Source organism: Candidatus Accumulibacter aalborgensis (assembly GCF_900089955.1).
GTDB lineage: Bacteria > Pseudomonadota > Gammaproteobacteria > Burkholderiales > Rhodocyclaceae > Accumulibacter > Accumulibacter aalborgensis.
The window spans coordinates 18,595-40,148 of the sequence record NZ_FLQX01000119.1; the positions used below are offsets into that span (position 1 = coordinate 18,595).

Annotated in this window: 20 protein-coding genes; 16 read left to right on the forward strand and 4 right to left on the reverse strand. The window is 59.8% G+C overall.

Features of this window, described 5'->3' with window-relative positions; translation table 11 throughout:
- Positions 1-152 precede the first annotated feature (152 nt).
- Positions 153-665, reverse strand: a complete 513-nt coding sequence (locus ACCAA_RS12725) for a PIN domain-containing protein (protein WP_186407622.1) — start codon at positions 663-665, stop codon at positions 153-155.
- Complete coding sequence (locus tag ACCAA_RS12730; protein ID WP_186407623.1) at positions 662-988, reverse strand: UPF0175 family protein; 327 nt, start codon at positions 986-988, stop codon at positions 662-664. The genes ACCAA_RS12725 and ACCAA_RS12730 overlap by 4 nt, the downstream gene beginning before the upstream one ends.
- Before the next feature lie 107 nt (positions 989-1,095).
- On the opposite strand from ACCAA_RS12730, the gene ACCAA_RS12735 reads away from it, so the two are divergent.
- The 3 genes from ACCAA_RS12735 (at position 1,096) to ACCAA_RS12750 (ending at position 3,940) form a co-directional block, all read left to right on the forward strand.
- Complete coding sequence (locus ACCAA_RS12735) at positions 1,096-1,782, forward strand: hypothetical protein (protein WP_245754560.1); 687 nt, start codon at positions 1,096-1,098, stop codon at positions 1,780-1,782.
- A gap of 397 nt (positions 1,783-2,179) precedes the next feature.
- Positions 2,180-2,494, forward strand: a complete 315-nt coding sequence (locus ACCAA_RS12745) for a BrnA antitoxin family protein (protein ID WP_245754561.1) — start codon at positions 2,180-2,182, stop codon at positions 2,492-2,494.
- Positions 2,495-3,199: 705 nt separating this feature from the next.
- On the forward strand, positions 3,200-3,940 hold the full coding sequence (locus tag ACCAA_RS12750; RefSeq protein ID WP_186407625.1) for a hypothetical protein: 741 nt from the start codon (positions 3,200-3,202) through the stop codon (positions 3,938-3,940).
- A 31-nt stretch (positions 3,941-3,971) separates the two neighbouring features.
- Here the strand turns inward: ACCAA_RS12750 and glpK are convergent, their stop codons facing one another.
- Positions 3,972-5,528, reverse strand: coding sequence for a glycerol kinase GlpK (glpK, locus tag ACCAA_RS12755; RefSeq protein ID WP_186407626.1), 1,557 nt, complete (start codon positions 5,526-5,528; stop codon positions 3,972-3,974).
- 76 nt (positions 5,529-5,604) lie between these two features.
- Entirely contained in the window at positions 5,605-6,186 is a 582-nt protein-coding gene (locus ACCAA_RS12760) for a TetR/AcrR family transcriptional regulator (RefSeq protein ID WP_186407627.1), read from the reverse strand.
- Positions 6,187-6,403: 217 nt separating this feature from the next.
- On the opposite strand from ACCAA_RS12760, the gene ACCAA_RS12765 reads away from it, so the two are divergent.
- The 13 genes from ACCAA_RS12765 to ACCAA_RS12825 all read left to right on the forward strand — a co-directional run bounded on the left by ACCAA_RS12765 (position 6,404) and on the right by ACCAA_RS12825 (position 21,485).
- Positions 6,404-7,153 carry an electron transfer flavoprotein subunit beta/FixA family protein gene (locus ACCAA_RS12765; protein WP_186407628.1) on the forward strand — a complete coding sequence of 250 codons (750 nt, stop codon included), beginning with the start codon at positions 6,404-6,406 and terminating at the stop codon, positions 7,151-7,153.
- A gap of 2 nt (positions 7,154-7,155) precedes the next feature.
- A complete protein-coding gene (locus ACCAA_RS12770; RefSeq protein ID WP_186407629.1) occupies positions 7,156-8,088 on the forward strand; it encodes an electron transfer flavoprotein subunit alpha/FixB family protein in 933 nt (310 codons plus the stop codon).
- A 22-nt stretch (positions 8,089-8,110) separates the two neighbouring features.
- Positions 8,111-8,776, forward strand: coding sequence for an energy-coupling factor ABC transporter permease (locus ACCAA_RS12775; protein WP_186407630.1), 666 nt, complete (start codon positions 8,111-8,113; stop codon positions 8,774-8,776).
- Positions 8,777-8,816: 40 nt separating this feature from the next.
- The gene (locus ACCAA_RS12780; RefSeq protein WP_186407631.1) at positions 8,817-10,145 is read left to right on the forward strand and encodes a type IV pilus assembly protein FimV; all 1,329 of its coding nucleotides are present in this window, start codon (positions 8,817-8,819) and stop codon (positions 10,143-10,145) included.
- A gap of 35 nt (positions 10,146-10,180) precedes the next feature.
- Positions 10,181-11,974: an acyl-CoA dehydrogenase gene (locus ACCAA_RS12785; RefSeq protein ID WP_186407632.1), complete on the forward strand. Its 1,794-nt coding sequence runs from the start codon at positions 10,181-10,183 to the stop codon at positions 11,972-11,974.
- Between the two features lie 245 nt (positions 11,975-12,219).
- On the forward strand, positions 12,220-12,627 hold the full coding sequence (locus ACCAA_RS12790; protein WP_186407633.1) for an acyl-CoA thioesterase: 408 nt from the start codon (positions 12,220-12,222) through the stop codon (positions 12,625-12,627).
- Between the two features lie 15 nt (positions 12,628-12,642).
- Entirely contained in the window at positions 12,643-14,613 is a 1,971-nt protein-coding gene (locus ACCAA_RS12795; protein ID WP_186407634.1) for an acetoacetate--CoA ligase, read from the forward strand.
- A gap of 116 nt (positions 14,614-14,729) precedes the next feature.
- Positions 14,730-15,854: a DNA phosphorothioation system sulfurtransferase DndC gene (dndC, locus tag ACCAA_RS12800; RefSeq protein ID WP_245754562.1), complete on the forward strand. Its 1,125-nt coding sequence runs from the start codon at positions 14,730-14,732 to the stop codon at positions 15,852-15,854.
- A 12-nt stretch (positions 15,855-15,866) separates the two neighbouring features.
- Positions 15,867-16,064 carry a DNA modification system-associated small protein gene (locus ACCAA_RS12805; RefSeq protein ID WP_186407635.1) on the forward strand — a complete coding sequence of 66 codons (198 nt, stop codon included), beginning with the start codon at positions 15,867-15,869 and terminating at the stop codon, positions 16,062-16,064.
- Positions 16,065-16,072: 8 nt separating this feature from the next.
- On the forward strand, positions 16,073-18,133 hold the full coding sequence (gene dndD / locus ACCAA_RS12810; protein ID WP_186407636.1) for a DNA sulfur modification protein DndD: 2,061 nt from the start codon (positions 16,073-16,075) through the stop codon (positions 18,131-18,133).
- Positions 18,134-19,663, forward strand: a complete 1,530-nt coding sequence (locus ACCAA_RS12815) for a DndE family protein (RefSeq protein ID WP_186407637.1) — start codon at positions 18,134-18,136, stop codon at positions 19,661-19,663.
- 1 nt (position 19,664) lies between these two features.
- Complete coding sequence (locus tag ACCAA_RS12820) at positions 19,665-20,177, forward strand: hypothetical protein (RefSeq protein ID WP_186407638.1); 513 nt, start codon at positions 19,665-19,667, stop codon at positions 20,175-20,177.
- Between the two features lie 9 nt (positions 20,178-20,186).
- Positions 20,187-21,485 carry a DGQHR domain-containing protein gene (locus ACCAA_RS12825; RefSeq protein ID WP_186407639.1) on the forward strand — a complete coding sequence of 433 codons (1,299 nt, stop codon included), beginning with the start codon at positions 20,187-20,189 and terminating at the stop codon, positions 21,483-21,485.
- Positions 21,486-21,554: the final 69 nt, after the last annotated feature.

Below are 21,554 nucleotides of genomic sequence, written 5' to 3' on the forward strand. Positions count from 1 at the left end.
GGTTCGTCCAGCCACGACCTCGAAGACCGTGAGGCGGCTTGCTCGGTAAGGCGCAGGGCGTAGGAGGTGCTGAGCCAAGAGAAGCGCATCGCCGCTCGCGATCGATGCGTTTCGTACCTTTCGTATCCTATGGCTTACATTGCGCACTACGATCAGCGACGATGCATCGCGGGCGTGATCTCTCCTGCCTGATCAAGCGCGGCAATGATGAGGTCTTCGCTCAAGTGGTAGCCGGCGCGTTTCCAGGTATCGAGGATGGGCTTCACTGCGGCGAGCTTGCCAATTTTCTTCGCCAGCAACAGGATACCAACACTGCCGATGACCTTGATGTTGCGCTGCCGTGCAATCACACGCCCGAGTTTCTCGTCGATCAGTACCGCTTCGTTGATCGACAAGGCCAGGGCCAAGGCGGACTTCTCGCCAGCGTTGAGGTTGGGAATGTTATCGAACAGATGACCCATCTCGGGGTCCCCCGACAGGGTGAGCTCCCCTCGCTCGAATGCCTGCTCGATGGCCTTGGCACCTGGTCTCGTTCGATCGAACAGGCACTCTTCTCTTACCGCAGGCGCCACCAGGATCCTCTTGGCGACCGCTAAAAGTACGTCCAACGAGTGAGTACGCGCAAATACGATCAACGGGCCGCTGTCGGCCACAACGAGGTTCATTTCGAGAAGCCGGCCACCTCATCTGCCAGATCAGCCGCCGGGTAATCGATGACCGCGATGCCAAGTGCGCCGAGCACATCCATGAAGGTCTCCGTGGACATCCCGGCGAACTGCGCGGCTCTACCGAGGCTCAGCACATTTTCCTCAAAAAGCTTAACTGCGAGTGAAGCGGTGACGCCCTTGGAGAGCGTCGTGTCGTCAAAGGGAACAGCGACGAAAACTGGATGGCCCTGCTCGGCGACAAGCGACAAATGGCCGGCCTCGGCGTTTCGAATAAGGTCGTCGCTGCGTTCCCGAAGGTCACGGATAGAAAAGGTGTGCACGGCTTAGATCCTGAAAATGCGCAGCAAACGATAGCACATTTTTTCGTTGCCAAAGCCACCGCGCGCTGGCGATCAGGGAGAAGGCGCTCGGCGCCGAGCACCCGTCCGTGGCCACGACGCTGAACAACCTGGCGGGGCTGTACAAGGCGCAGGGCGGCGCTACCGACGCACTGACGGCGAGCCGGCGCAGCAGCGCGATCCTGGCGCATCGCTTCGGCGAGGGCGCGCGCAGCGAAGGCGAAGGCAGCGTCTCCGAGCAGCGCAGATTCGCCCTCTACTTCGAGTTCAACATCGCGCTGCTTGCCGAGGCGAGCGCGCGCGAGCCCAAGGCGGCCGAGGCGCTCGACGCCGCGCTCGAACGTGACTTCCCGCGCTACCGCGAACTGACCACGCCGCGGCCGCTGACACTGGCCGGCGCGCAGAAGCTGCTCGGGCCGAACGAAGCGCTGCTCGCCTTTCTGTTCAGCGGCGATGAAGGCTACGTCTGGGCGCTGCGCCGCGATCAGGCGCGCATGGCGCGGCTTGGCGTCTCGGCCAAGGCGCTGAGCGAGCGGATACGCAAGCTGCGCGTGCAACTCGACCTGTCCGCCGCCAATGTCGAGGCGCAGCTCGCGTGCCCCTTCGACGTGCAGGCGGCGCATGCGCTGTACGCCGATCTCCTCGGCCCGGTCGCCGACCTGCTGACGGTGGCCAACCCGGCCAGCCATCTGATCGTCGTCCCCGACAAGGCGCTGACCGGGCTGCCCGAGACGGCGCAGGAATTGCGCGCCGTCGCGCGGATGAATCTTGAATGATCGGGGAGCACACCATGAATACACAGGTGGCACGCTTGCCCGCAGCCCCATTTCAGAACTCCGCTTTCGTCTCGCGCCAGACGGGACGCACGCATTGGGGTTCGTCCAGCCACGACCTCGAATACGAATTGACCGAAGAAACAGTCGATGCTGCCGCTACTACATTGACGCAGATACGCTGTGTATATACACTGAACGCATGGAGTTCACTTGGTCTGAAGTCAAGCGCAACCTGAATTTGAAGAGCCACGGGCTGGATTTCCTCGACGCCCCAAGAGTCTTCGAGGCCATCACGTTCACCTTCGCAGATGATCGTTTCCCTACGGAGAGTAGCGCTTCGTGACATTGGGTCTCCTGGCCGGCATTCCTGCTTCAATTGTGCACACGGAGAACGAACATGAAATCCGCATCATCTCGTTCCGCAAAGCAATCCGCCGCGAAACGCAAATGTACTACGATGGAGTCGCAAACTGATTGGCCTCGTCTCGAGTCAAAGACGGCTACGTCCAAAGTGTCCGCAGACCATCCCGAAGCGGATGTTCGTCGCATCGTTCGCGGTATCGTCAGGCGTGGGCTTCAGCCATTGCCCGCCAAGGCTTTGATCTCTCTGCGGATTGATCAAGATGTCCTGGAGTGGTTCAAGGCACAAGGGCCGGGTTATCAAACTCGCATCAACACCGTGCTGCGCGCGTTTCGGGATGCCTCTGTCTGACTTCTCCAGGCGGATGAACGCAAGGGCTCGGGCTGAAACCAGGAATGGACGTGATCTGCTTTTGATTGACCAATAGGCGTTGATGGGCCGCGACATGGGCCACGTTGATGTTCATTTGCTCGTTTCTGCCCGCTGATTGTGGACGCGCAACAAGCGGCTGCACGCCATAGCGCTTGAGTTGCGTCTGGCGCACGCGCAGATTCAGCATTGAATCGAGCCTCTTGCAAGACTCCCGAATGAAATTACGCCTGTCACTGAACGATACCTAACGACCTGGCTCACCTGCCGGAGCTGCCAAGGCTCCCTGAGGGAGCTAGAACTTCGGGAAACGGGCTTGCCACGATCAGCGATTGACCGCGGTCATGAGCGCCACATATACTCTCGCTGATGCAATCTGTTTGCATGTGCGTTTCCTCGCTGTCATGGCGTCCGATCCATCCCGCCTCCAGCATCAATCGTGGCTTTCGCGGTTCCACCGTTTTGTTTCGCTACTCGGTGATGAAACCTCCGTCTCGAACTCTTCACGAAGTCAGGCGACGTGATGGCTGCTGGCAGGATCGCTCGCTCGGCGGCAGGCTGCGTACCCCTCTCAGTGAGTGGAGGTAGATGGCCGTGATACCGATTTGCGTCAAGACGCCAAAGGGCATCGAGGAGGTCGAGAAGCGGACCTGCCGCCTGGCGCCGCGTGCTCGCCAGGTGCTCATCGTGATCGACGGCAAGCGCGACTACGACGCGCTGCTGACCATGTTTTCCGCCGACACCCTGCCGGCAGTCTGCCGGCAACTGCTCGACGAGGGCTTCATCGTCCCGCTGCGAGGGAACGAACCTGTGCCGACGCTGCCGCCGACGCCTGTCCGGTCGGTGACAGTGTCCGCCGACGCGGCGCCGCTGTCGGCCATCGACGAGCAGCGTCTGAAAATGGCGCGAAACTTCATGACCAACACGCTGCGCACCTTCGTTGGAAATTCCGCCTCGAGCCTCATCAACCACATCGACGTGGCCGCGCGACTCGAGGACCTGCATGAGCTGGCCATGCCCTGGCGCGCGGCCATCTCCCTGTCTTCTGATGGTCGCAAGCAACTGGCCGACCTGGAAAGCAAACTTTCCGTCATCGACGAGTGCTTCCTGCTGGCGTGGAACGTCCCCGCCGCTGCCCCGGTGGGCGCATCGGCCGCGGCGAAGCCGGCAGCGGGCGTGCCGACCGCAACTCCTGCCCCGGCCGACGACGACGAACGCCTGGGAATGGCGCGGAATTTCATGCTCAACACGCTCGACGCCTTCGTCGGCATGGCCGCATCGAGCTTGATCGCGCGCGTCGAAGGCAGCCCAAGCATCGAGGAATTGCGTCACCTGTTCAGTGAGTGGCACGACGCGATCGCGCTCAGTGGCGATGGACGAAAGCGTCTTGACGAACTCGAGGCCAAGCTGGCAGCTTTGCTCTCCTGAAGACTGCCGGCACCGCCGACCGGCGCCGATGCTAGTCAGCTTTCGCCCAGTGCCGGCAACGCTCCACGGCGCGACGCCAGTCGCCGAGCAGGGCGGTCCGCTGCGCATCGGACATCGCCGGTTCAAAGCGCCGCTCGGCTCGCCACAACGAGGTCAGCTCGGCTTCGTCCTGCCAGAAGCCGACTGCCAGTCCCGCCAGGTAGGCAGCACCGAGCGCAGTGGTCTCGATGATGCGCGGGCGCACGACGGGCACACCCAGCAGATCAGCCTGAAACTGCAGCAACAGATTGTTCGCGGCGGCGCCACCGTCGACGCGCAATTCGCGCAGGCGCGCGCCGGATTTTCCGGAGTCTGCAGAATCTGCGGAATCTGAGGAATCCCGAGAATCCTCTTCCATGGCGATCAGCACCTCGGCGCTCTGAAAAGCTATTGCTTCAAGCGCGGCGCGCGCGATGTGCGCGCGGTTCGTTCCGCGCGTCAGACCGAGCAGGGCGCCACGGGCGTAGGGGTCCCAGTACGGAGCGCCGAGGCCGGTGTGTGCCGGCACCAGATAGACACCACCGCTATCGGGTACTGAAGCGGCCAGCGTTTCGATCTCGTCGGTTCTGGAGATCATCCCCAGCCCGTCGCGCAACCATTGCACCACTGCGCCGCCCATGAAGACGCTGCCTTCGAGCAGGTAAGTGGTCTGCCCCTGACGCCGCCAGCCGATCGTCGTCAGCATGCGGTGCGTCGAGTTCATGGCCTGCGAGCCGGTGTTCATCAGCAGGAAGCAGCCCGTGCCATAGGTATTCTTGGCCATTCCCGGTTCGAGGCAGGCCTGGCCATAGGTCGCCGCCTGCTGGTCGCCGGCCATGCCGGCGAGCGCGATCGGCGCGCCGAGCAGGTCGCCGTCGAGCGTCGCGATCAGCCCGCTACTGTCGACGACTTGCGGCAGCACGGCCGGCGGAATGTCGAGCAGGGCCAGCAGTTGGTCATCCCAGCACCGGCGCCTGATGTCGAAGAGCAGCGTGCGCGAGGCGTTCGAAGGATCGGTGACATGGACGCGGCCGCCGGACAGCTTCCACGCCAGCCAGGTGTCTATGGTGCCGAAAGCCAGTTCGCCACGCTCGGCGCGGGCGCGGGCGCCGGGGATATGGTCGAGCAGCCATTTCAATTTGGTTCCCGAGAAGTACGCGTCGAGAACCAGGCCGGTGCGCTGGCGGAACAGTTCGACGTGACCCGCTCGCTCCAGGGCAGCGCACAGACCCGCCGTCCGCCGGTCCTGCCAAACGATCGCCCGGTGCAGCGGTTCGCCACTGGCGCGATCCCAGAGAAGCGTGGTCTCGCGCTGGTTGGTGATGCCGACAGCGGCAACCCGGCTGGCCGCGATTCCGTTCTCGCGCAGCGCCGCGCGCGCGACGGCAAGCTGGGTTTGCCAGATGTCGATGGCGTCGTGCTCCACCCATCCCGGTTGCGGGTAGTGCTGGGCATACTCCTGCTGCGCGGTGCCAACAACGCTGCCGTCGCGCGCGAAGACGATGGCACGCGAACTGGTCGTACCCTGGTCGAGGGCGAGAATGAATTGTTGGCTGGCGGTAGGTTTCATCGGGCAATCCCGCGCGAGAGAAAGGTCGCTCAGAAAAAGATGACCGCCAGGGTGGTCGCCCTGGCAGCCGGCGAGACTACTGCGTGACGATCAACTCGGCGATCCAGCGCTTGCCGTCGCTGATTTCACGATCGTCGTTCTTGCAGGCCATCAGGCTCCGCCCGAAGACGTAGGCGTAGAGCAACAGGCTGCGGCTTTTCGCCTCGTCGTCAGAAACGCCGCGGGCGACGAACAGCTTGCGCGTGCAGTCGAGACGCCAGTTGTCCACCTCCTCGACGATACTGGCCGCTTCGGTGTCCCGCCGCGCCCATTCACGCACCGCCAGCTCGATCGAGATCCCTCGCCGGTTGCGCGTGGCGCCGTAGACGTCGATCAGGTGCAGCAGTTGCTCTCGCTCGCTACCGGGAGTGGCGACGGTCTGCTTGTCGATATCCCGGATGCGGCCGTCCCGCCAGGTCTGCAGGACGGCCGTGAACAGGTCCTGCCGGTCCTTGAAGTGCCAGTAGAAGCTGCCCTTGGTGACGCCGAAATTCTTGGCCAGAACTTCAACTCGCATTCCCTGGACGCCCTGCTCGGCCAACACGTCGATTGCCGCCTCGACCCACTCGCTGCGGTCGAGTTGAGCACGCGGCCTGCGCTTTTCCAGCCTCATCGTCATCTGGTCCTTTCGTGAATCACGCGCCTCAGGCAATATATCAAGTTCATGTGTCGCCGCGTTGGCCGACAGTGTTGACAGTCGTCGTACCATACGGTACCGTACGTCATCCATACGATGAGGTATGGTTCATTGTCCGGCCAGAATACAGCAATGTCAAACGTCGATTGCCTTGATCGCAATTGATGTCGATTACCGTGTAGTCATCAAGGAGAGCAAATTGAAAATCCTCGTTCCAGTCAAACGGGTGGTCGATTACAACGTCAAGGTCCGCGTCAAGGCGGATGCGAGCGGTGTGGATCTGGCCAACGTCAAGATGTCGATGAACCCTTTCGATGAAATCGCCGTAGAGGAGGCCGTCCGTCTCAAGGAAGCCGGCATCGCCACTGAAGTGGTCGTCGTTTCCGCGGGTGTGGCCAATTGTCAGGAAACCTTGCGTACGGCGATGGCACTTGGCGCCGACCGTGGCATCCTGATCCAGACCGATGCTGAATTGCAGCCGCTGGCCGTCGCCAAGCTGCTCAAGGCCGTGTGCGCCAAGGAGCAGCCGCAGATCGTCCTTTGCGGCAAGCAGGCCATCGACGACGACGCTAACCAGACCGGGCAGATGCTGGCCGGTCTGATGAACTGGCCGCAGGCGACCTTTGCCTCCAAGGTGGTTGTCGCCGGCCAGCAGGCAACGGTGACGCGCGAGATCGACGGCGGTCTGGAGACCATTGAAGTGCCATTGCCGGCCGTGCTGACCGCCGACCTGCGGCTCAACGAACCGCGCTACGCGACCTTGCCGAACATCATGAAAGCCAAGAAGAAGCCCCTCGAGACCACCAACCCGGCAGCGCTTGGCGTCGATGTCACGCCGCGTCTGAAGACGCTGAAGGTTGCCGAACCGGCCAAGCGGACGGCGGGTGTCAAGGTGGCTGATGCCGCCGATCTGGTGATGAAACTCAAGACTGAAGCGAAGGTGATCTGACCATGGCCATTCTCGTTATTGCTGAACACGACAATACCTCGATCAAGGCGGCGACGCTCAATGCGGTCACCGCGGCGACCAAGATCGGTGGCGACATTCATCTGCTGATTGCCGGCAGCGCTTGCGCTGCAGCCGGCGAGGCGGCAGCGAGGGTCGCCGGGGTGAGCAAGGTGCTGGTCGCAGACGCCGCCCCGTATGCCGATCACTCTCCGGAAAACCTCGCCGCGCTGGTAGTAGCCAATGCCGCCAACTATGGCCACATCCTGGCTCCGGCGACGACCAGCGGCAAGAACTTCATGCCGCGAGTGGCCGCGCTGCTCGACGTGGCGCAGATCTCCGAAATCGTTGCCGTTGAGTCGGCTGACACCTTTGTTCGTCCGATCTACGCGGGCAACGTTCTGTCTACCGTCCAGTCGATCGACCCCGTCAAGGTGATTACCGTCCGGGCAACCGCTTTCGAAGCCGCCGGCGAGGGTGGCAGCGCCGTCATTGAAACTCTGGCTGCGGGCACCGATCTCGGCCTGTGCAAACTACTCGGGCAGGAGCTGACCAAGTCCGAGCGCCCTGAACTCACCGCCGCCAAGGTCATCGTCTCGGGCGGACGTGGCATGGGCAGCGGCGACAATTTCCACAAACTGCTCGAACCACTTGCTGACAAGCTGGGGGCGGCGGTGGGTGCCTCGCGCGCGGCGGTCGATGCCGGTTTTGCGCCAAACGACTATCAGGTCGGTCAGACAGGCAAGATCGTTGCGCCGCAACTCTACATCGCGGTCGGCATCTCGGGCGCCATACAGCATCTGGCCGGGATGAAGGACAGCAAGGTGATCGTGGCGATCAACAAAGACGCCGAGGCACCGATCTTCCAGGTGGCCGATTATGGACTTGTCGGCGATCTCTTCGAAGTGCTGCCAGCGCTGGTTGCTGAGCTCGGCTGATCAGCACCGGGATGCGGGCCGCATGAACCTGCCGGACGGCCTGGTGGACGGTGACTGGACCCTGATCGCTTGGCTCCTGTTCGTCGTCGTCGCGCTCTTTGCGGTGCGGCGGGCACCGTGGCGTGTGCTGAGCGATAGCGCACGCCAGAATGCGTTCCTGGGAATGATCGTCGCACTGATCCTGCTCTGGCACCTGCAGGCCGGGGTAAAGCCCGGCCTGGCCTTTCACCTCCTTGGTGCGACCGTGTTCACCCTGTGCTTCGGCTGGGCGCTGGCCTTCGTCGGCCTGTGCCTGGTGCTCGCCGGAGTCAGCCTCAACGGTTCTGCCGGCTGGCAGGCTTTTGCGGCCAATGCTCTGCTCATGGCCGGGGTCGGCGTGGCAGTCAGTCACGCGCTTCATCAAGTGGTCGACCGGGTGCTGCCGCGGCATCTGTTTGTCTACCTCTTTGGCCACGGTTTCTTTGCCTCGGCGCTGGCGGTGATGGCCGTCGGTGTGTCGGCCAGCGTCCTGTTGGCCTTGGCCGGAGTCTATGAGAGCGAGTATCTGATCGCTGAGTACCTGCCGTATTTCATTCTTCTCGGCTTTGCCGAGGCCTGGTTGTCGGGCATGCTGACGACGCTGTTTGCCGTCTATCGACCAGACTTGCTGGCGGATTTCGAGGATGCGCAGTTTTTCGGCAGAAAATGACACCTTCGCCGGCGTGTGGGTCCCGACCGGGGGCGCTTGAGTGATCACCGCGACCTTCCGCTGTTGCCGGTTGCTGGCCGCGCTGACCTTGCTGCTGGCCCTGCCGGAGGCAGCCGCCGTTGGCCTTGGCGAGAGGCACAGCGACTCGCGGCCGGGGCGGGAAGCGAACGTTCGCCTGCCCAACGACGCCGGGCTGCCGTTGCGCCTGAGCACTGAATTGTCGGTCGTCGCGCCGGACAGCGACCTCGGCCGCGACCTGCGACGTCTCGAGTATCGGACCCTGCAGATGCTCGTTGGTCGCAAGGACGACCAGCAGGTGCTGGGTGACAAGCTCGCCTGGCTGGAAGCGGATCTGGCCGAACTGAAAAGGGCCGGCGATCGCCTCGGCGGGGTAGCGGCAGCGGTGCCGACGCCTTCACCGGCCGCTCCAGCCACACCGGCGAAGCTGTCGGCGAACACCAGGGCGGTCCCTGCATCGACAGTGCTCGTGCCGACCGCTCCGCTGGCCAGCCCGCGGCCAGCCGGCGGGACGACACCGGAGATCGCGCCACGGCAGACTGCGACAGCGTCCGAAAACGCGTTCACCGACCGGATGCTCTACGTATACGCTGGCCTCGCTGGCCTCGCTGGCCTCGGCGTAATGGCGTTGCTGCGCGCGCTCCCCGTCTTTCGTCGGCGGCTTGTTGCGCGACCAGCTCGCGTTTCCCGGCGGGGGGCTGAACCGGTGGCGCCTGCGGTCAGCGAAAACGACCTCTCGCGCACGCACGCAGAGGCTGTGGCCGTGCCCGTAAAACTTGCGGGGCAAGCACGTGTGCGGGAGCCGCAGCAGGCTCCGGACCGAACGGAGTTCCTGTCGCAGACTTCAGCCGACATTCGAGCGGACGTTGAGCAAGGGGGGGCAGGTCCCGCGCTCGAGTTGGCAGAGGTCATGCTCTCCTTCGGCCGTGTCGGCGGCGCGGCGAAAACCTTGCAGGAATACATCGACGCGAACCCTAAAGAGGCCTTGCCGCCGTGGATACGCTTGCTCCAGATCTACCAGGGCAACGGCCTGCGCGAGGAATTCGAGGCGCTGGCTGCGAAGTTGAACCAGAATTTCAACGTCGAGATCATGCGTTGGGATGGTGAGCAGCGCCGCGATGAACTCGAACTGCTGCCGCTTGGACAGGCAACGGAAAAAGTGGTGACACTCGAACAGCTTCCTCACTTGCGCGAGAGAATCGTCTCGCTCTGGGGCAAGCCGGAGTGTCGTGATTATCTGGAGCAGTTGCTGCGCGACAATCGTCAAGGTCAGCGCAGCGGATTTACCTTGCCGGTCGTCGAGGAACTGCTGTTCCTGATCGACCTCATAACGGCCTGCGAAGCCGAATAACAGGCTAACGAGTAGCCAAAACAGGAGAGATGAAGATGAGTGAATATTTTGCCCCCGTGCGCGACATGCATTTTGTCATCAAGGAACTCGCCGGGCTGGAACAGGTGGCGGAACTGCCGGGTTACGAAGACGCGAGCGCCGATCTCGTCGATGCCGTTCTCGAAGAAGCGGCAAAGTTCGCGGGTGGCGTCCTGTCACCGCTCAACTGGCCGGGCGACCAGGAAGGCGCGCGCTGGCATGACAAGGCGGTGACCATGCCGGCGGGTTTCAAGGAAGCGTACAAGCTGTTCGCCGACAGTGGCTGGACGGCACTGGCCGCCGAGCCGGAATGGGGTGGGCAGGGACTGCCCAAGGTGGTGGCGGCCGCCGTCGCCGAGATGTGGAAATCGGCCAATCACTCGTTTTCGCTCTGTCCCCTGCTGACCGCCGGCGCCATCGAGGCGCTGGTTCTCACCGGCTCCGACGAATTGAAGGCGACCTACCTCGAAAAAATGGTCAGCGGGGAATGGACCGGGACGATGAACCTCACCGAGCCGAGCGCTGGCTCCGACCTGGCCGCCGTGCGCACCCGTGCCGAGCCACAGGCCGACGGCAGCTATCTCGTTTTCGGGCAAAAGATATTCATCACCTACGGTGACCATGACATGGCGGAGAACATCATCCACCTGGTGCTGGCCCGAACGCCGACCGCGCCCGAGGGCGTCAAGGGCATTTCGCTGTTCGTCGTGCCGAAGTTCATGGTCAACGACGACGGCAGCCTCGGTGCCCGTAATGATGCCTGGTGCGTGTCGATCGAGCACAAGCTCGGCATCCACGCCAGCCCGACCGCGATCATGGCCTTTGGCGACCACAGCGGCGCGGTCGGCTACCTGGTAGGCGAAGAGAATCGCGGCATCGAGTACATGTTCATCATGATGAACGCGGCCCGCTTCGGTGTCGGACTGGAGGGGGTTGCCGTTTGCGAGCGGGCCTATCAGCGGGCGCGTGACTACGCGCGCGATCGCATTCAGTGCACCGACATCGGCGTCCGTGGGGGGCCGAAAGTGGCGATCATTCACCATCCCGATGTGCGCCGCATGCTGATGACCATGCGCTCCTACGCCGAAGCGACACGCGCGCTGGCCTACGTGGTGGCGGCCGCGCACGATGCCGCCATGCGCCATGCGGATGCCGCGGTGCGCCAGCGCAATCAGGCCTTCGTCGATCTGATGATCCCGGTGGTCAAGGGCTGGAGCACCGAATCCGGCGTCACCATGGCCTCGCTCGGCGTTCAGGTGCATGGCGGCATGGGTTACGTCGAGGAAACCGGCGCCGCGCAGCACCTGCGTGACGCGCAGATCTCGACGATCTACGAGGGCACCACCGGCATACAGGCCAATGATCTGATCGGTCGCAAGATCGCGCGCGAAGGCGGCACAACGCTGAATTCGGTGATCGACATGATGCGCGCCCTTGACGCTGAACTGGCCAGCCAGGGCGGCGGTCATTTTGCTGCCATTCGCCGCCGCTTGGCGGCCGCAGTCGATGCGCTGGCCGCCGCCGGCGACTGGCTGGTCGCCACCTATCGCAGCGACGTGCGTGCCGCCTCGGCTGGTGCCGTCCCCTTCCTGAAGCTCCTCGGCATAGTCGCCGGTGGCTGGCAGATGGCGCGCGCCGCGCTCATCGCGCAAGCGAAGATCGATGGCGGTGACCATGATCCGTTCTTTACAGCGAAGATCATCACTACCCGCTTCTACGCCGATCACGTGCTCTGCGAAGCCGCCGCTTTGGCGAGCAGCGTGACCGATGGCGCCGAAGGCGTGATGGCGCTGCCTGACGAAATGTTCTGAGCGCGGCAGCCGGCAGCGCCGGTGGCCGAGTTGTGGCTCGACCACCGGCCTCTGCGCCGTGCCTACGGGCAAGGTCACGCGCTGGATCAGCATCAGCCCCAACGGTCATGACTTTTCAAGACTCCCCCGATAGTGAAAGTCATGACCGTTTCCCTCACCCCCGACCCCTCTCCCGCGCAGGCGGGCGAGGGGAGATTTGTGAGTCGCTCGTGCGACTTTCATGGTAACAAGAACAGGAAGCGCCCATGCACAGCCCACGCAAACTCGTCCAGACCAGCCTGATCCCCATCCGCTGGGGTGACATGGACGCCTACGGACACGTCAACAACACGATCTATTTCCGTTACATGGAGCAGTGCCGCGTCGAATACCTCGAAGCACTGGGCTTCAAGGTCATGCCGCACGGCACGGCGCCGGTGATCATCAATGCCGCCTGCACCTTCCTGGTGCCGCTCAACTATCCCGGCGTCGTCGAGGTCAGGATGTTCTGCGGGCACCCTGGCCGCAGCAGCGTCCAGACGCATTTCGAGCTTCGCCTGCACGACGACGATACCCTCTATGCGACCGGCGATGCGAAAATCGTCTGGATGGACGTGGACAGCGGCAAGTCGGTGCCGATTCCCGACACCCTGCGCGTCGAGTTGACGAACTGACCAGGGACGAGGGGGATGGAGCCACTCTGGCGCCCGAGCGCCGAACGTATCGCTGCCGCCAGGCTGAGCGCCTTCATGACTGCCGTCAACCGCCGCTGGCACGTCGACTGCTCTGATTACACTGCTCTCTGGCGCTGGTCGGTTGCCCAGCCTGAGGCCTTCTGGACCTCGGTATGGGATCAATGCGCAGTGCTTGGCGAGCGCGGCGATCGCGTGCTCGAGAACGGTGACCGGATGCCCGGCGCGCGCTGGTTCCCGCAAGCCCGAATCAATTACGCACAGAACCTGCTCCGCCGCGACGATGACGCCGACGCGCTCGTCTTCTGGGGCGAAGCGAAGGTCAAACGCCGCCTGTCGAACCGTGAGCTTTACGCGCAAGTCTCGCGCTGTGCGCAGGCGCTGCGGGGAGCGGGTGTCGTTGCCGGAGATCGGGTCGCCGCCTATCTGCCGAACATGCCCGAGGCGCTGATCGCGATGCTCGCCACGGCCTCGCTCGGCGCCATCTGGTCGTCAGCATCGCCGGACTTCGGCGTCCAGGGTGTCCTTGACCGTTTCGGGCAGATCGAAGCCAAGGTCCTGGTCTGCGTTGACGCCTACTGGTACAACGGCAGGCCGGTCGACTGCCTGGCCAGGAACGCCGAAGTCGCCGCGCGAATGCCCTCGCTGGCACGCACGGTCGTCGTCTCGTACCTCGACGAGGTGCCCGATGTGTCGGCCATCCGAAATGGCCTGCGCTGGGCGGACTTCATCGCGCCATTTGCTGCCGGTGAAATCGAATTTGCGGCCTTGCCCTTCGATCACCCGCTGTTCATCATGTTCTCGTCGGGTACCACCGGCGTTCCCAAGTGCATCGTCCACTGTCACGGCGGCGCCCTGCTGCAGCACCTGAAGGAACATCAGTTGCACGGCGACGTCAGGCCAAACGACCGCCTCTTCTACTTCACCACCTGTGGCTGGATGATGTGGAACTGGCTGGTCTCGGGTCTCGCTTCGCAAGCCACGCTGCTGCTCTACGACGGTTCCCCGTTCGTGCAGACTCCCGCGGGCCAGGCTGGAACGATCCTCTTCGACTATGCCGAAGCCGAGCACATGACGCACTTCGGGACCTCGGCCAAGTTCATCGACGCCATCGCCAAGGCCGGCTTGAAGCCCCGCGAGACGCACCGACTGGAAGCGCTGCGGACGATGTTTTCGACCGGCAGCCCACTGGCGCCGGAGAGCTTCGACTACGTCTATCGCGACCTCAAGGTGGACGTGTTGCTGGCCTCGATCTCCGGCGGTACCGACATACTGTCGTGCTTTGCCCTCGGCAATCCGATCCTGCCTGTGTACCGCGGCGAACTGCAATGCCGTGGTCTGGGTATGGCGGTCAATGTCTTCGACGACGAAGGCCAGCCGATTCCGGCCGGCCGCGGCGAGCGCGGTGAGCTGGTATGCACCGCACCTTTCCCGGCGATGCCGATCGGTTTCTGGAACGATGCCGACGGCGCCAAATACCACGCCGCCTATTTCGATCGCTTCGCCAGCGTCTGGTGCCACGGCGATTTCGTCGAACTCACCGCCCATGACGGGATGATCATCCACGGCCGCTCGGACGCGGTGCTCAACCCCGGCGGCGTGCGCATCGGAACGGCCGAGATCTACCGCCAGGTCGAGCAATTGCCCGAAGTCGTCGAGTCGCTGGTCATCGGTCAGGAGTGGGAGAACGACGTACGCGTCGTCCTGTTCGTCAAACTGCGAGACGACATGGTCCTCGACGAGTTGCTGATCAGCCGCATCAAGCAGCAGGTACGCGACAACGCCACGCCTCGCCATGTTCCGGCCAGGGTGCTGCAGGTCGCCGACATCCCGCGTACTAAGAGTGGCAAGATCGTCGAACTCGCCGTGCGCAACGTGGTTCATGGCCGCGTGGTGAAAAACGTCGAAGCGCTGGCCAACCCGGAGGCGCTGGATTTGTTCCGCGATCGGGTTGAGCTGCTGAGCTGAAGCTCGGGGCCTCGTCGAGGAACCAGTGGCAGTTCGCGTCGTCGCGCACCACGCCGGGTAGCTGAACAAGGGACAGGAGGATGGCGAGGGTTGGTCGGTGCGGGTAGAATGGCCGCATGAACGCAGCTAACGACCTCATGCAAGACCATATCCACAGCCTGTGGAGCGAGATTATTGAGAGCATCAAGCAGGAATATCTCTCCGAAGACCAGTCGTATCCGTGGATCCTGGGTTTCTCGGGTGGTAAGGATTCAACCGTTGTTGCCCATGCGGTCTTCGACGCCTTGCTCTCCCTTGCTCCGTCAAGGCGCACGCGCGAAGTCCACGTTGTCTCAAATGACACCCTGGTCGAGAGTCCACTGGTTGCTGCTCACCTACATCGAACTCAGGCGGCATTACGCAACGCTGCCAAGAGCTGGTGCCTTCCAGTCACCATAGCAACCACACGTCCGCCAATCGAGAAGACCTTTTGGACTCTACTGATAGGAAAAGGATATCCTAGCCCGAACCAGACGATGCGCTGGTGCACCGACCGGCTGAAGATCCAACCGACAAGCCAATACATCCTCGACAGAGTGTGCGCCAAAGGGGCCGCGATCATTGTCCTCGGCGTTCGACGAGATGAGAGTGAGACTCGCCGCATCAACGTGAATAGGCGGAAAAACCTCCACCAATCGAACCTCTCACCTCATTCAGAATTGCCAGGAGCCTTTGTCTATCGACCTATCGTCGAGATGACCACCGATGATGTTTGGGACGCCATCGCGACCTTCCCGCCACCTTGGGGCGGAAGCCACACCGGACTGATCCAGCTCTATCGCGATGCCGAGGGCGGCGAATGCCCCGTCGTCCTGAGCAAAGCGGAAGCCCCCGGTTGCGGTACGGCATCTAGCCGCTTTGGTTGCTGGACGTGCACTGTGGTGGAAAAAGACAGAAGCCTGCAAGGTTTCGTCGATTCGGGTAACCGCGAGTACAAGCCATTGATCGACTTTCGAGATTGGCTCAAGGAAATACGGAATAACCCAAACTATCGCAGCGTTGAGCGACGGAACGGGAAGATCCAATTTGATGCTCTGGGCAAGCACATCCCCGGTCCCTTTACGATACAGGCGAGGAGAATGATTCTTGAAAAACTTCTTGAAACCCAAGAGGCATACGGCGGCGACCCACTTATTAGCAACGATGAGATTGACCTCATAAAGGCCATCTGGGCTCAAGATCTCTCCAAGAAATCGCAATAAACAAGGACAATAATGGATAGTTATCTGAGCGATTTGCCTCTCTGGTCTGACCCAGAGGCAAAAACAATTCTCGCCGAGCTTTGCGAAAAGCACAGGGTGCCCATGCAGGTTCTAGAAGATTTGGTTTCGATCCAACGCGAGCGACAAAGCCAAGAGCGAGCTGATGGCGTCTATCAGGCCATAACGGAAGCCCTGGATCAGATGGAATAAAGTATGCCATGTGGATATCCAAACTCGAACTGACGAATTTCAAGAGCTTTACCTTTCAAACCTTTACCTTCCCACGGCCAGAAAATGCCGCAAACCTGATCCTTATCGGAGGCATGAATGGTTTTGGTAAGACAACACTTCTGGAAGCTCTTTACCTTTGCTTGTACGGACCGGACGCAATGCCGCATCTCGCCCGCGCCGGTCTCAAGCCCACCGAAGAGCGCAAGGGGTACCCTACCTTTCTGGAACGGGCGCTGAACGGTCAGGCGATCGGCTTAGGGCGCGACAGTATGAGCGTGAAAATAGAGGCGCTCTCCCTCCCATCGGAAGGTTTTGAAATCACCCGTCGCTGGTTTTTCACAAAGCGTGGCGATTGGAATGGCGAAACGGAGATTCTTCTACAAGAAATTTCCGGAGGAATCTCCAGGCCGATAGATTCCGCGCATTTGCCATTGCTGCTTGACCAGCGCTTTGTGCCCGCGCATCTGGCACCATTCTTCTTTTTTGATGGAGAAGAAGTCAAGACACTTGCTAATCGTAACCGCATTGAGCAGATCAAGGCAGGAATGGAGGGACTCTTGGGCGTCGTTCTATTGCGCGGAGTTCAGAAGCGCCTGGAACAGTACCAAGCTAGTAATCGATATAGAAATGGCTGTTCCTCGGTAGACGAGCAGAAATATAAGGAGTTGGCCGAGAAGCTTGATCGTGATGAGCGGCAACTCGACGGGCTCAACGGCCAGCGGCAAGAGCTGGACCGCGAATTGGAAGCTGCCAAGGGAAAACGAGACGATCTGATGGGCCGGATCATGGCCCTAGGTGGAGGCAGTGGAGATATCGCAACCGCTGGCGATATCGTCCGCCAACAGGGTTTGGTGAAAGGCCAGCTAGTCGAGTGCGAGCGGCAAATGGAAGATGCATTGTCTGCGAAGTTGCCATTCCACTTAATTCACAAGGATTGTAGTGATCTATTAAAGGAGCAACTCCTCCAGGAAATCAAGCGACGCAAGTGGGACGCGCGAAGAGACAGTATGGAGCCCGAGAAGGAGCGCTTCATTACTTCCTTTTTCCAGGCTGCAGAACCCACTATTAATCCCGCATTAAGTGATGCTCAAATAGATGCCGTCTTGGGCCGACTTAACGTTGCTTGGGAGAGTTTGTTCTACCCGCCGCCGACCGCCTGCGCTCGAGTGATTATTCATGATTATCTGTCAGACGATAAGCGTGAAAGTGTTTTGGCGATGATGGAAAGACTGCGCATCGGTGCGCAGGAAATTCGCGGCTTAGTTTTAAGGAGAGAAAGCCTTGAGCGCGAGTTGCGCGACCTAGAAAAACGATGGGCGAAGATAGACGGGGTGGATAGGGACGGGACACTTTCGCGGATCAATGAAGAGCTGGCCGGAGTAAGCGTCACTATCGATCAGAAGGAGCGTTTTCGAGGTGATCTCGATCGCCAGATTAACTCGCTCGGTGCGACAATAGACCAGGACCGGGCGGTTTATTCGAGGATGCACGAGCAGATCGTCAAAGCCAGTCCGGCCAAGTCCAATATTTCGAAAGCCCAGCGCGTGAGGGAATTGGTCGATGAATTGACCCCTCGCTTGTATGCTTTAAAAACTCGGCAGTTGGGCGAGGCGATGACGAAAGCCTACAAACTGTTGGCTCATAAGTCACAGGTGGATCGGATAAAAATCGACGAAACTGGCGCTAGCCGTTTGCTGGCGAAGGATGGTACTGAGATAGTTTTTGACCGTTCGGCGGGCGAAAACCAGTTGTTCGCGACGGCGCTGCTGGCTGGGCTTGCTCAGGTCTCTGGCATTGATGCGCCCCTTGTCGTCGATACCCCTCTTGCTAGACTCGATAGTGCGCATCGGAAGAATATCCTCAATTTCTGGATCAACCAAAAGTGCAGACAAGTCATATTACTTGCCCAAGATGAAGAAATTGACGGCGAAATGTTCAGAGTCATTGGAGGCGCAGTTTGCAAGAGCTACCTGCTTGAGCATAGCGATTTGGGCCGTGGAGTAGGGCGGGCGAAGGGCATTGAAAATCAATACTTCAAGGGGCGTTAAGTGGCAGAATGGACCATTGAGAAGGCCTTGCTAGCCAACTTTGCGTCGTCATCGGAAGCGTATCGACAGACTGACGAATTGCGGATAAAGCTCGGTTTCGCAGCACGCGCGCCTATCGCTCGCATGGCGATCGGCCGGTCACTTGGTGAAACCACGATGCCACCAAAGACTCCTGACATGCAGGGCAAGCCCATAAAGGGCGACACGCTATTTGGTGTGGACGAGCACTCACTTTGGATGGCCCTGATCGTCGCAAATTTCCGCGACCTGTTTCCGAAACTTCCGATTACTCTCCCAAATCTTCAGGACATGGTCGCAAGGCACTGGCATCGCGGCGTTGGCCTTCTAATATCGGACTGGGAGGAGGCAGGCGGCTATTCGAAGTTCGTCGAGATCCTGATCACTCGCAGGGCGACTTTGTCAGAAGACATTCCAGACTTCGAGGGAGCACCGGAGCGAGGCTCCGGCGAGGGCTGGGCAGGTCCGGAAGCGGTCGCCAAAGCCGTGCGTGTTGATCTGGGGAAAGAAGAGAATACTGATACATCCTTTGTATGGACGGTCAACGGTGTCGGATACTCCCCGCACATCGCAGTCATGGGTCAGGCGGGTTCCGGGAAGACGCGCACGATGATTGATGCTATAAAACAGGTACACGCGCAGACAGGAGCCCCAGTTCTTCTGCTGGACATGGGCAAGGGAGACCTGGCGGAAAACGCTGATCTGGTCAGAGCACTTGACGCCCGCGTTCTTCAGGTTCCGCGCGACCCTCTTCCGTTGGACATGTTCCATGGATCGTCCCGCTCCGAGACAGAAGCGTCCGACGTGGTTCTTGGTTTTCGTGACTCATTGTCCAAAGTCATGCAAAGTCGGCCGGGCGCGGTACAGCTTGAGCACATAAGGGAAGCTCTCAAACCGTTATTCGCAAGAAATGAAAGGATATCGCTGGAGGACGTGAGGCACACGCTCAAAGATCATTACGAAGATGGCGGCGTTCGGGTCGATTCTGTCATCTCGGCGATCAACGACCTCACCGAACGTATGATTTTTTCCCCGGAGTTGTCTCCGGCTGCATTCTTCTCAAAGTCCTGGATTATCATCTTTGCTCACGCGCGAGACACGGTCAAGAACTTGGCGGCCTACATGCTTTTAGACTCTTTGAATGGCTACATGAAGCGTCTCGATGAAGCTCCGCAGGACCAGCACGGCCACCGTGCTATCCGAATGGTCTTGTCGGTTGACGAGGCCCGGCATTTGCTGGCTTCGCGGCACAAAGCTCTCTCCGACAATATACGCCTTCACCGTTCGAAGGGTCTAGTCGTTTGCCTGGCTTCGCAGTCTCCCGACGATTACGACGGTGCGGGCGATGACTATCTGGAAAATATTGGCCTGCCTGTCTGCTTTAAGACAAATGCCGCATCCACAACAGTTCTGCAAAATATGTTCCGAGGAAAAATTAGTTTTTCCGGCTTGGGTACGGGTGTTTGCATGACGATAAAAGACGGGCGGCCAATCAGGGTAAAAGCTTTCTAAAATGACTCCCCACACCAATTCCTTTAAAGTACTCGGCAGTTTTATTTCGAGTCGATTATGCACGCCACTTGGCCACGTCTCCTTTTGGGCTTATATTATTCTTGCAATTGTCCTATTCGGAGCTGCAGGTATATGGGTGGAGCTTGTACGATTATTGCTTAAAGCAAATGCAAGTGAATTTGAAGGGATTCTAACTGCGATATACACTTATTTCCCAGCTATTGCGGTTGGCGCAGCCGTCCAGTTAATTATGGATCGACCACCAAAGCCTGTTGCTTCTTTCACCATGGTATGGGTTGTATTCTCATTAGTATTGGTCATCCCTTACTCTGTGGGTTTGGTTCAGCCTGACGATGCTCTGCGTCTTGGAGTTGTTGGCAGTGTCATGGCCTTTCTCATGTGGTGGGTCGCCAATGGAGCTAATCCAAGCTACCTAGATTCGTCTCCCGAAGACACGTTGGGTGCTACACCTACTTCGGAACCGGCTGGCGACACCAGTAATTTTACTGTCTGAAAGTGAGACTTGAATAACTATCCGATCACTGTTCCAGCGATCAGAGTCACTCAGCCGCTGGGAATATTTTATGTCGTTTCTCTGCCCGCGAGAGTCCTGTTGGACACAGCCTACAGCGATCGACTCAGAGCTAGAAGATCTGCGGATGGTAGCTCGTATGAGCTTGAAGGATCGCAGCGAGAACTTCATAGGGATCGACTTCGAGAAATCGGTACTTATTTGTCAACCGAGGAATCCACGTTCCCGAATTCGATCATTTTGGCACCGAATTTTGATTTGGAGTCGGGCTTGCCTGTGGACAACTCAGATATTCGTTGGCGCGTGGTCGAGAAGGAATGTACATGTGTTCCCGGAGATGTATCTTATAGCCTCACGATACCGACAGATGAGGCATTGGCGCCAATTATTGACGGACAACATCGGTTGTTCGGGTTTAACTTCTGCGACAAGCCGGATCGCATGGATATGGGCTTGGTTTGTTCTATTTTCCTCGATTTGCCTAAGCCGTTTCAAGCGTTTCTGTTCGCAACAATCAACTCTAATCAAAGGCCCGTCAATAAGAGCCAGACCTACGAGGCGTTTGGTTACAACATTGAAAAAGAGCTTCCGGACTCGTGGAGCCCGGACAAGCTCGCAGTGTTTTTGGCGCGAAAGCTCAACGCCGAAGACGACTCACCGTTAAAAGGCCGCATTCTAATCGCTGCGGAAAACGACTTCGCTATGACTCGCATCGAAGCCCGTCAGCAAGGTACCTGGATGGTATCGATGGCCACGGTTGTAGAAGGTATTTCCAGGCTGGTTTCGCAAAACCCCAAGCGCGATAGAACCGCTTTGCTTAAGCGCCATCCCAACGACCGTCGACGGGAAATCCTCACATCTGAGGTCCCCGCGGACAGGTCTCCGCTGCGGTCGCTGTATTTGGCAGCAAACGACAAGGTGGTTTATGCAGCCGTAAAGAATTTTATGATTGCTGCTAACGACATGTTCTGGAATAAATGTCAGCCCGCTTCATTCATTTGCAAGACGGTTGGAGTGCAGGCGCTTTTTGACACCCTCGTCGAACTGTCGAAAGAAGGCTTGGCTTCAAAGACATTTAGTGTAGAATTTTTTCGGGAAAGACTTCGAGCGGCAGCCGATATAGATTTCACGGCGACGCTGTTCCAAAATGCTTCCGGGGCAGGTAGATTGATTATCCGCACCTGCATTCTTTTCCGTCTTGGGCTGAAGAACGAGGAAGATTTGCCGGCTTCTAACAAGGAAGAAATTCTCGCAGTTCTCCGTGACGTTCGCAGCGTTGAATATAGGTGAGCATCAGTAGATAAGGTGTTGGATCCGGTTAAGAATTGCCTAATTACAGCGAAGTCGAGTAGCGAACAC

Coding starts and splice junctions, on each gene's coding strand:
- ACCAA_RS12725 (WP_186407622.1), bottom strand. CDS start 665: ATGAACCTCGTTGTGGCCGACAGCGGCCCGTTGATCGTATTTGCGCGT.
- ACCAA_RS12770 (WP_186407629.1), top strand. CDS start 7,156: ATGGCCATTCTCGTTATTGCTGAACACGACAATACCTCGATCAAGGCG.
- ACCAA_RS12745 (WP_245754561.1), top strand. CDS start 2,180: ATGAAATCCGCATCATCTCGTTCCGCAAAGCAATCCGCCGCGAAACGC.
- glpK (WP_186407626.1), bottom strand. CDS start 5,528: ATGAAACCTACCGCCAGCCAACAATTCATTCTCGCCCTCGACCAGGGT.
- ACCAA_RS12775 (WP_186407630.1), top strand. CDS start 8,111: ATGAACCTGCCGGACGGCCTGGTGGACGGTGACTGGACCCTGATCGCT.
- ACCAA_RS12805 (WP_186407635.1), top strand. CDS start 15,867: ATGGATAGTTATCTGAGCGATTTGCCTCTCTGGTCTGACCCAGAGGCA.
- ACCAA_RS12760 (WP_186407627.1), bottom strand. CDS start 6,186: ATGACGATGAGGCTGGAAAAGCGCAGGCCGCGTGCTCAACTCGACCGC.
- ACCAA_RS12785 (WP_186407632.1), top strand. CDS start 10,181: ATGAGTGAATATTTTGCCCCCGTGCGCGACATGCATTTTGTCATCAAG.
- ACCAA_RS12795 (WP_186407634.1), top strand. CDS start 12,643: ATGGAGCCACTCTGGCGCCCGAGCGCCGAACGTATCGCTGCCGCCAGG.
- ACCAA_RS12820 (WP_186407638.1), top strand. CDS start 19,665: ATGACTCCCCACACCAATTCCTTTAAAGTACTCGGCAGTTTTATTTCG.
- ACCAA_RS12790 (WP_186407633.1), top strand. CDS start 12,220: ATGCACAGCCCACGCAAACTCGTCCAGACCAGCCTGATCCCCATCCGC.
- dndD (WP_186407636.1), top strand. CDS start 16,073: ATGTGGATATCCAAACTCGAACTGACGAATTTCAAGAGCTTTACCTTT.
- dndC (WP_245754562.1), top strand. CDS start 14,730: ATGAACGCAGCTAACGACCTCATGCAAGACCATATCCACAGCCTGTGG.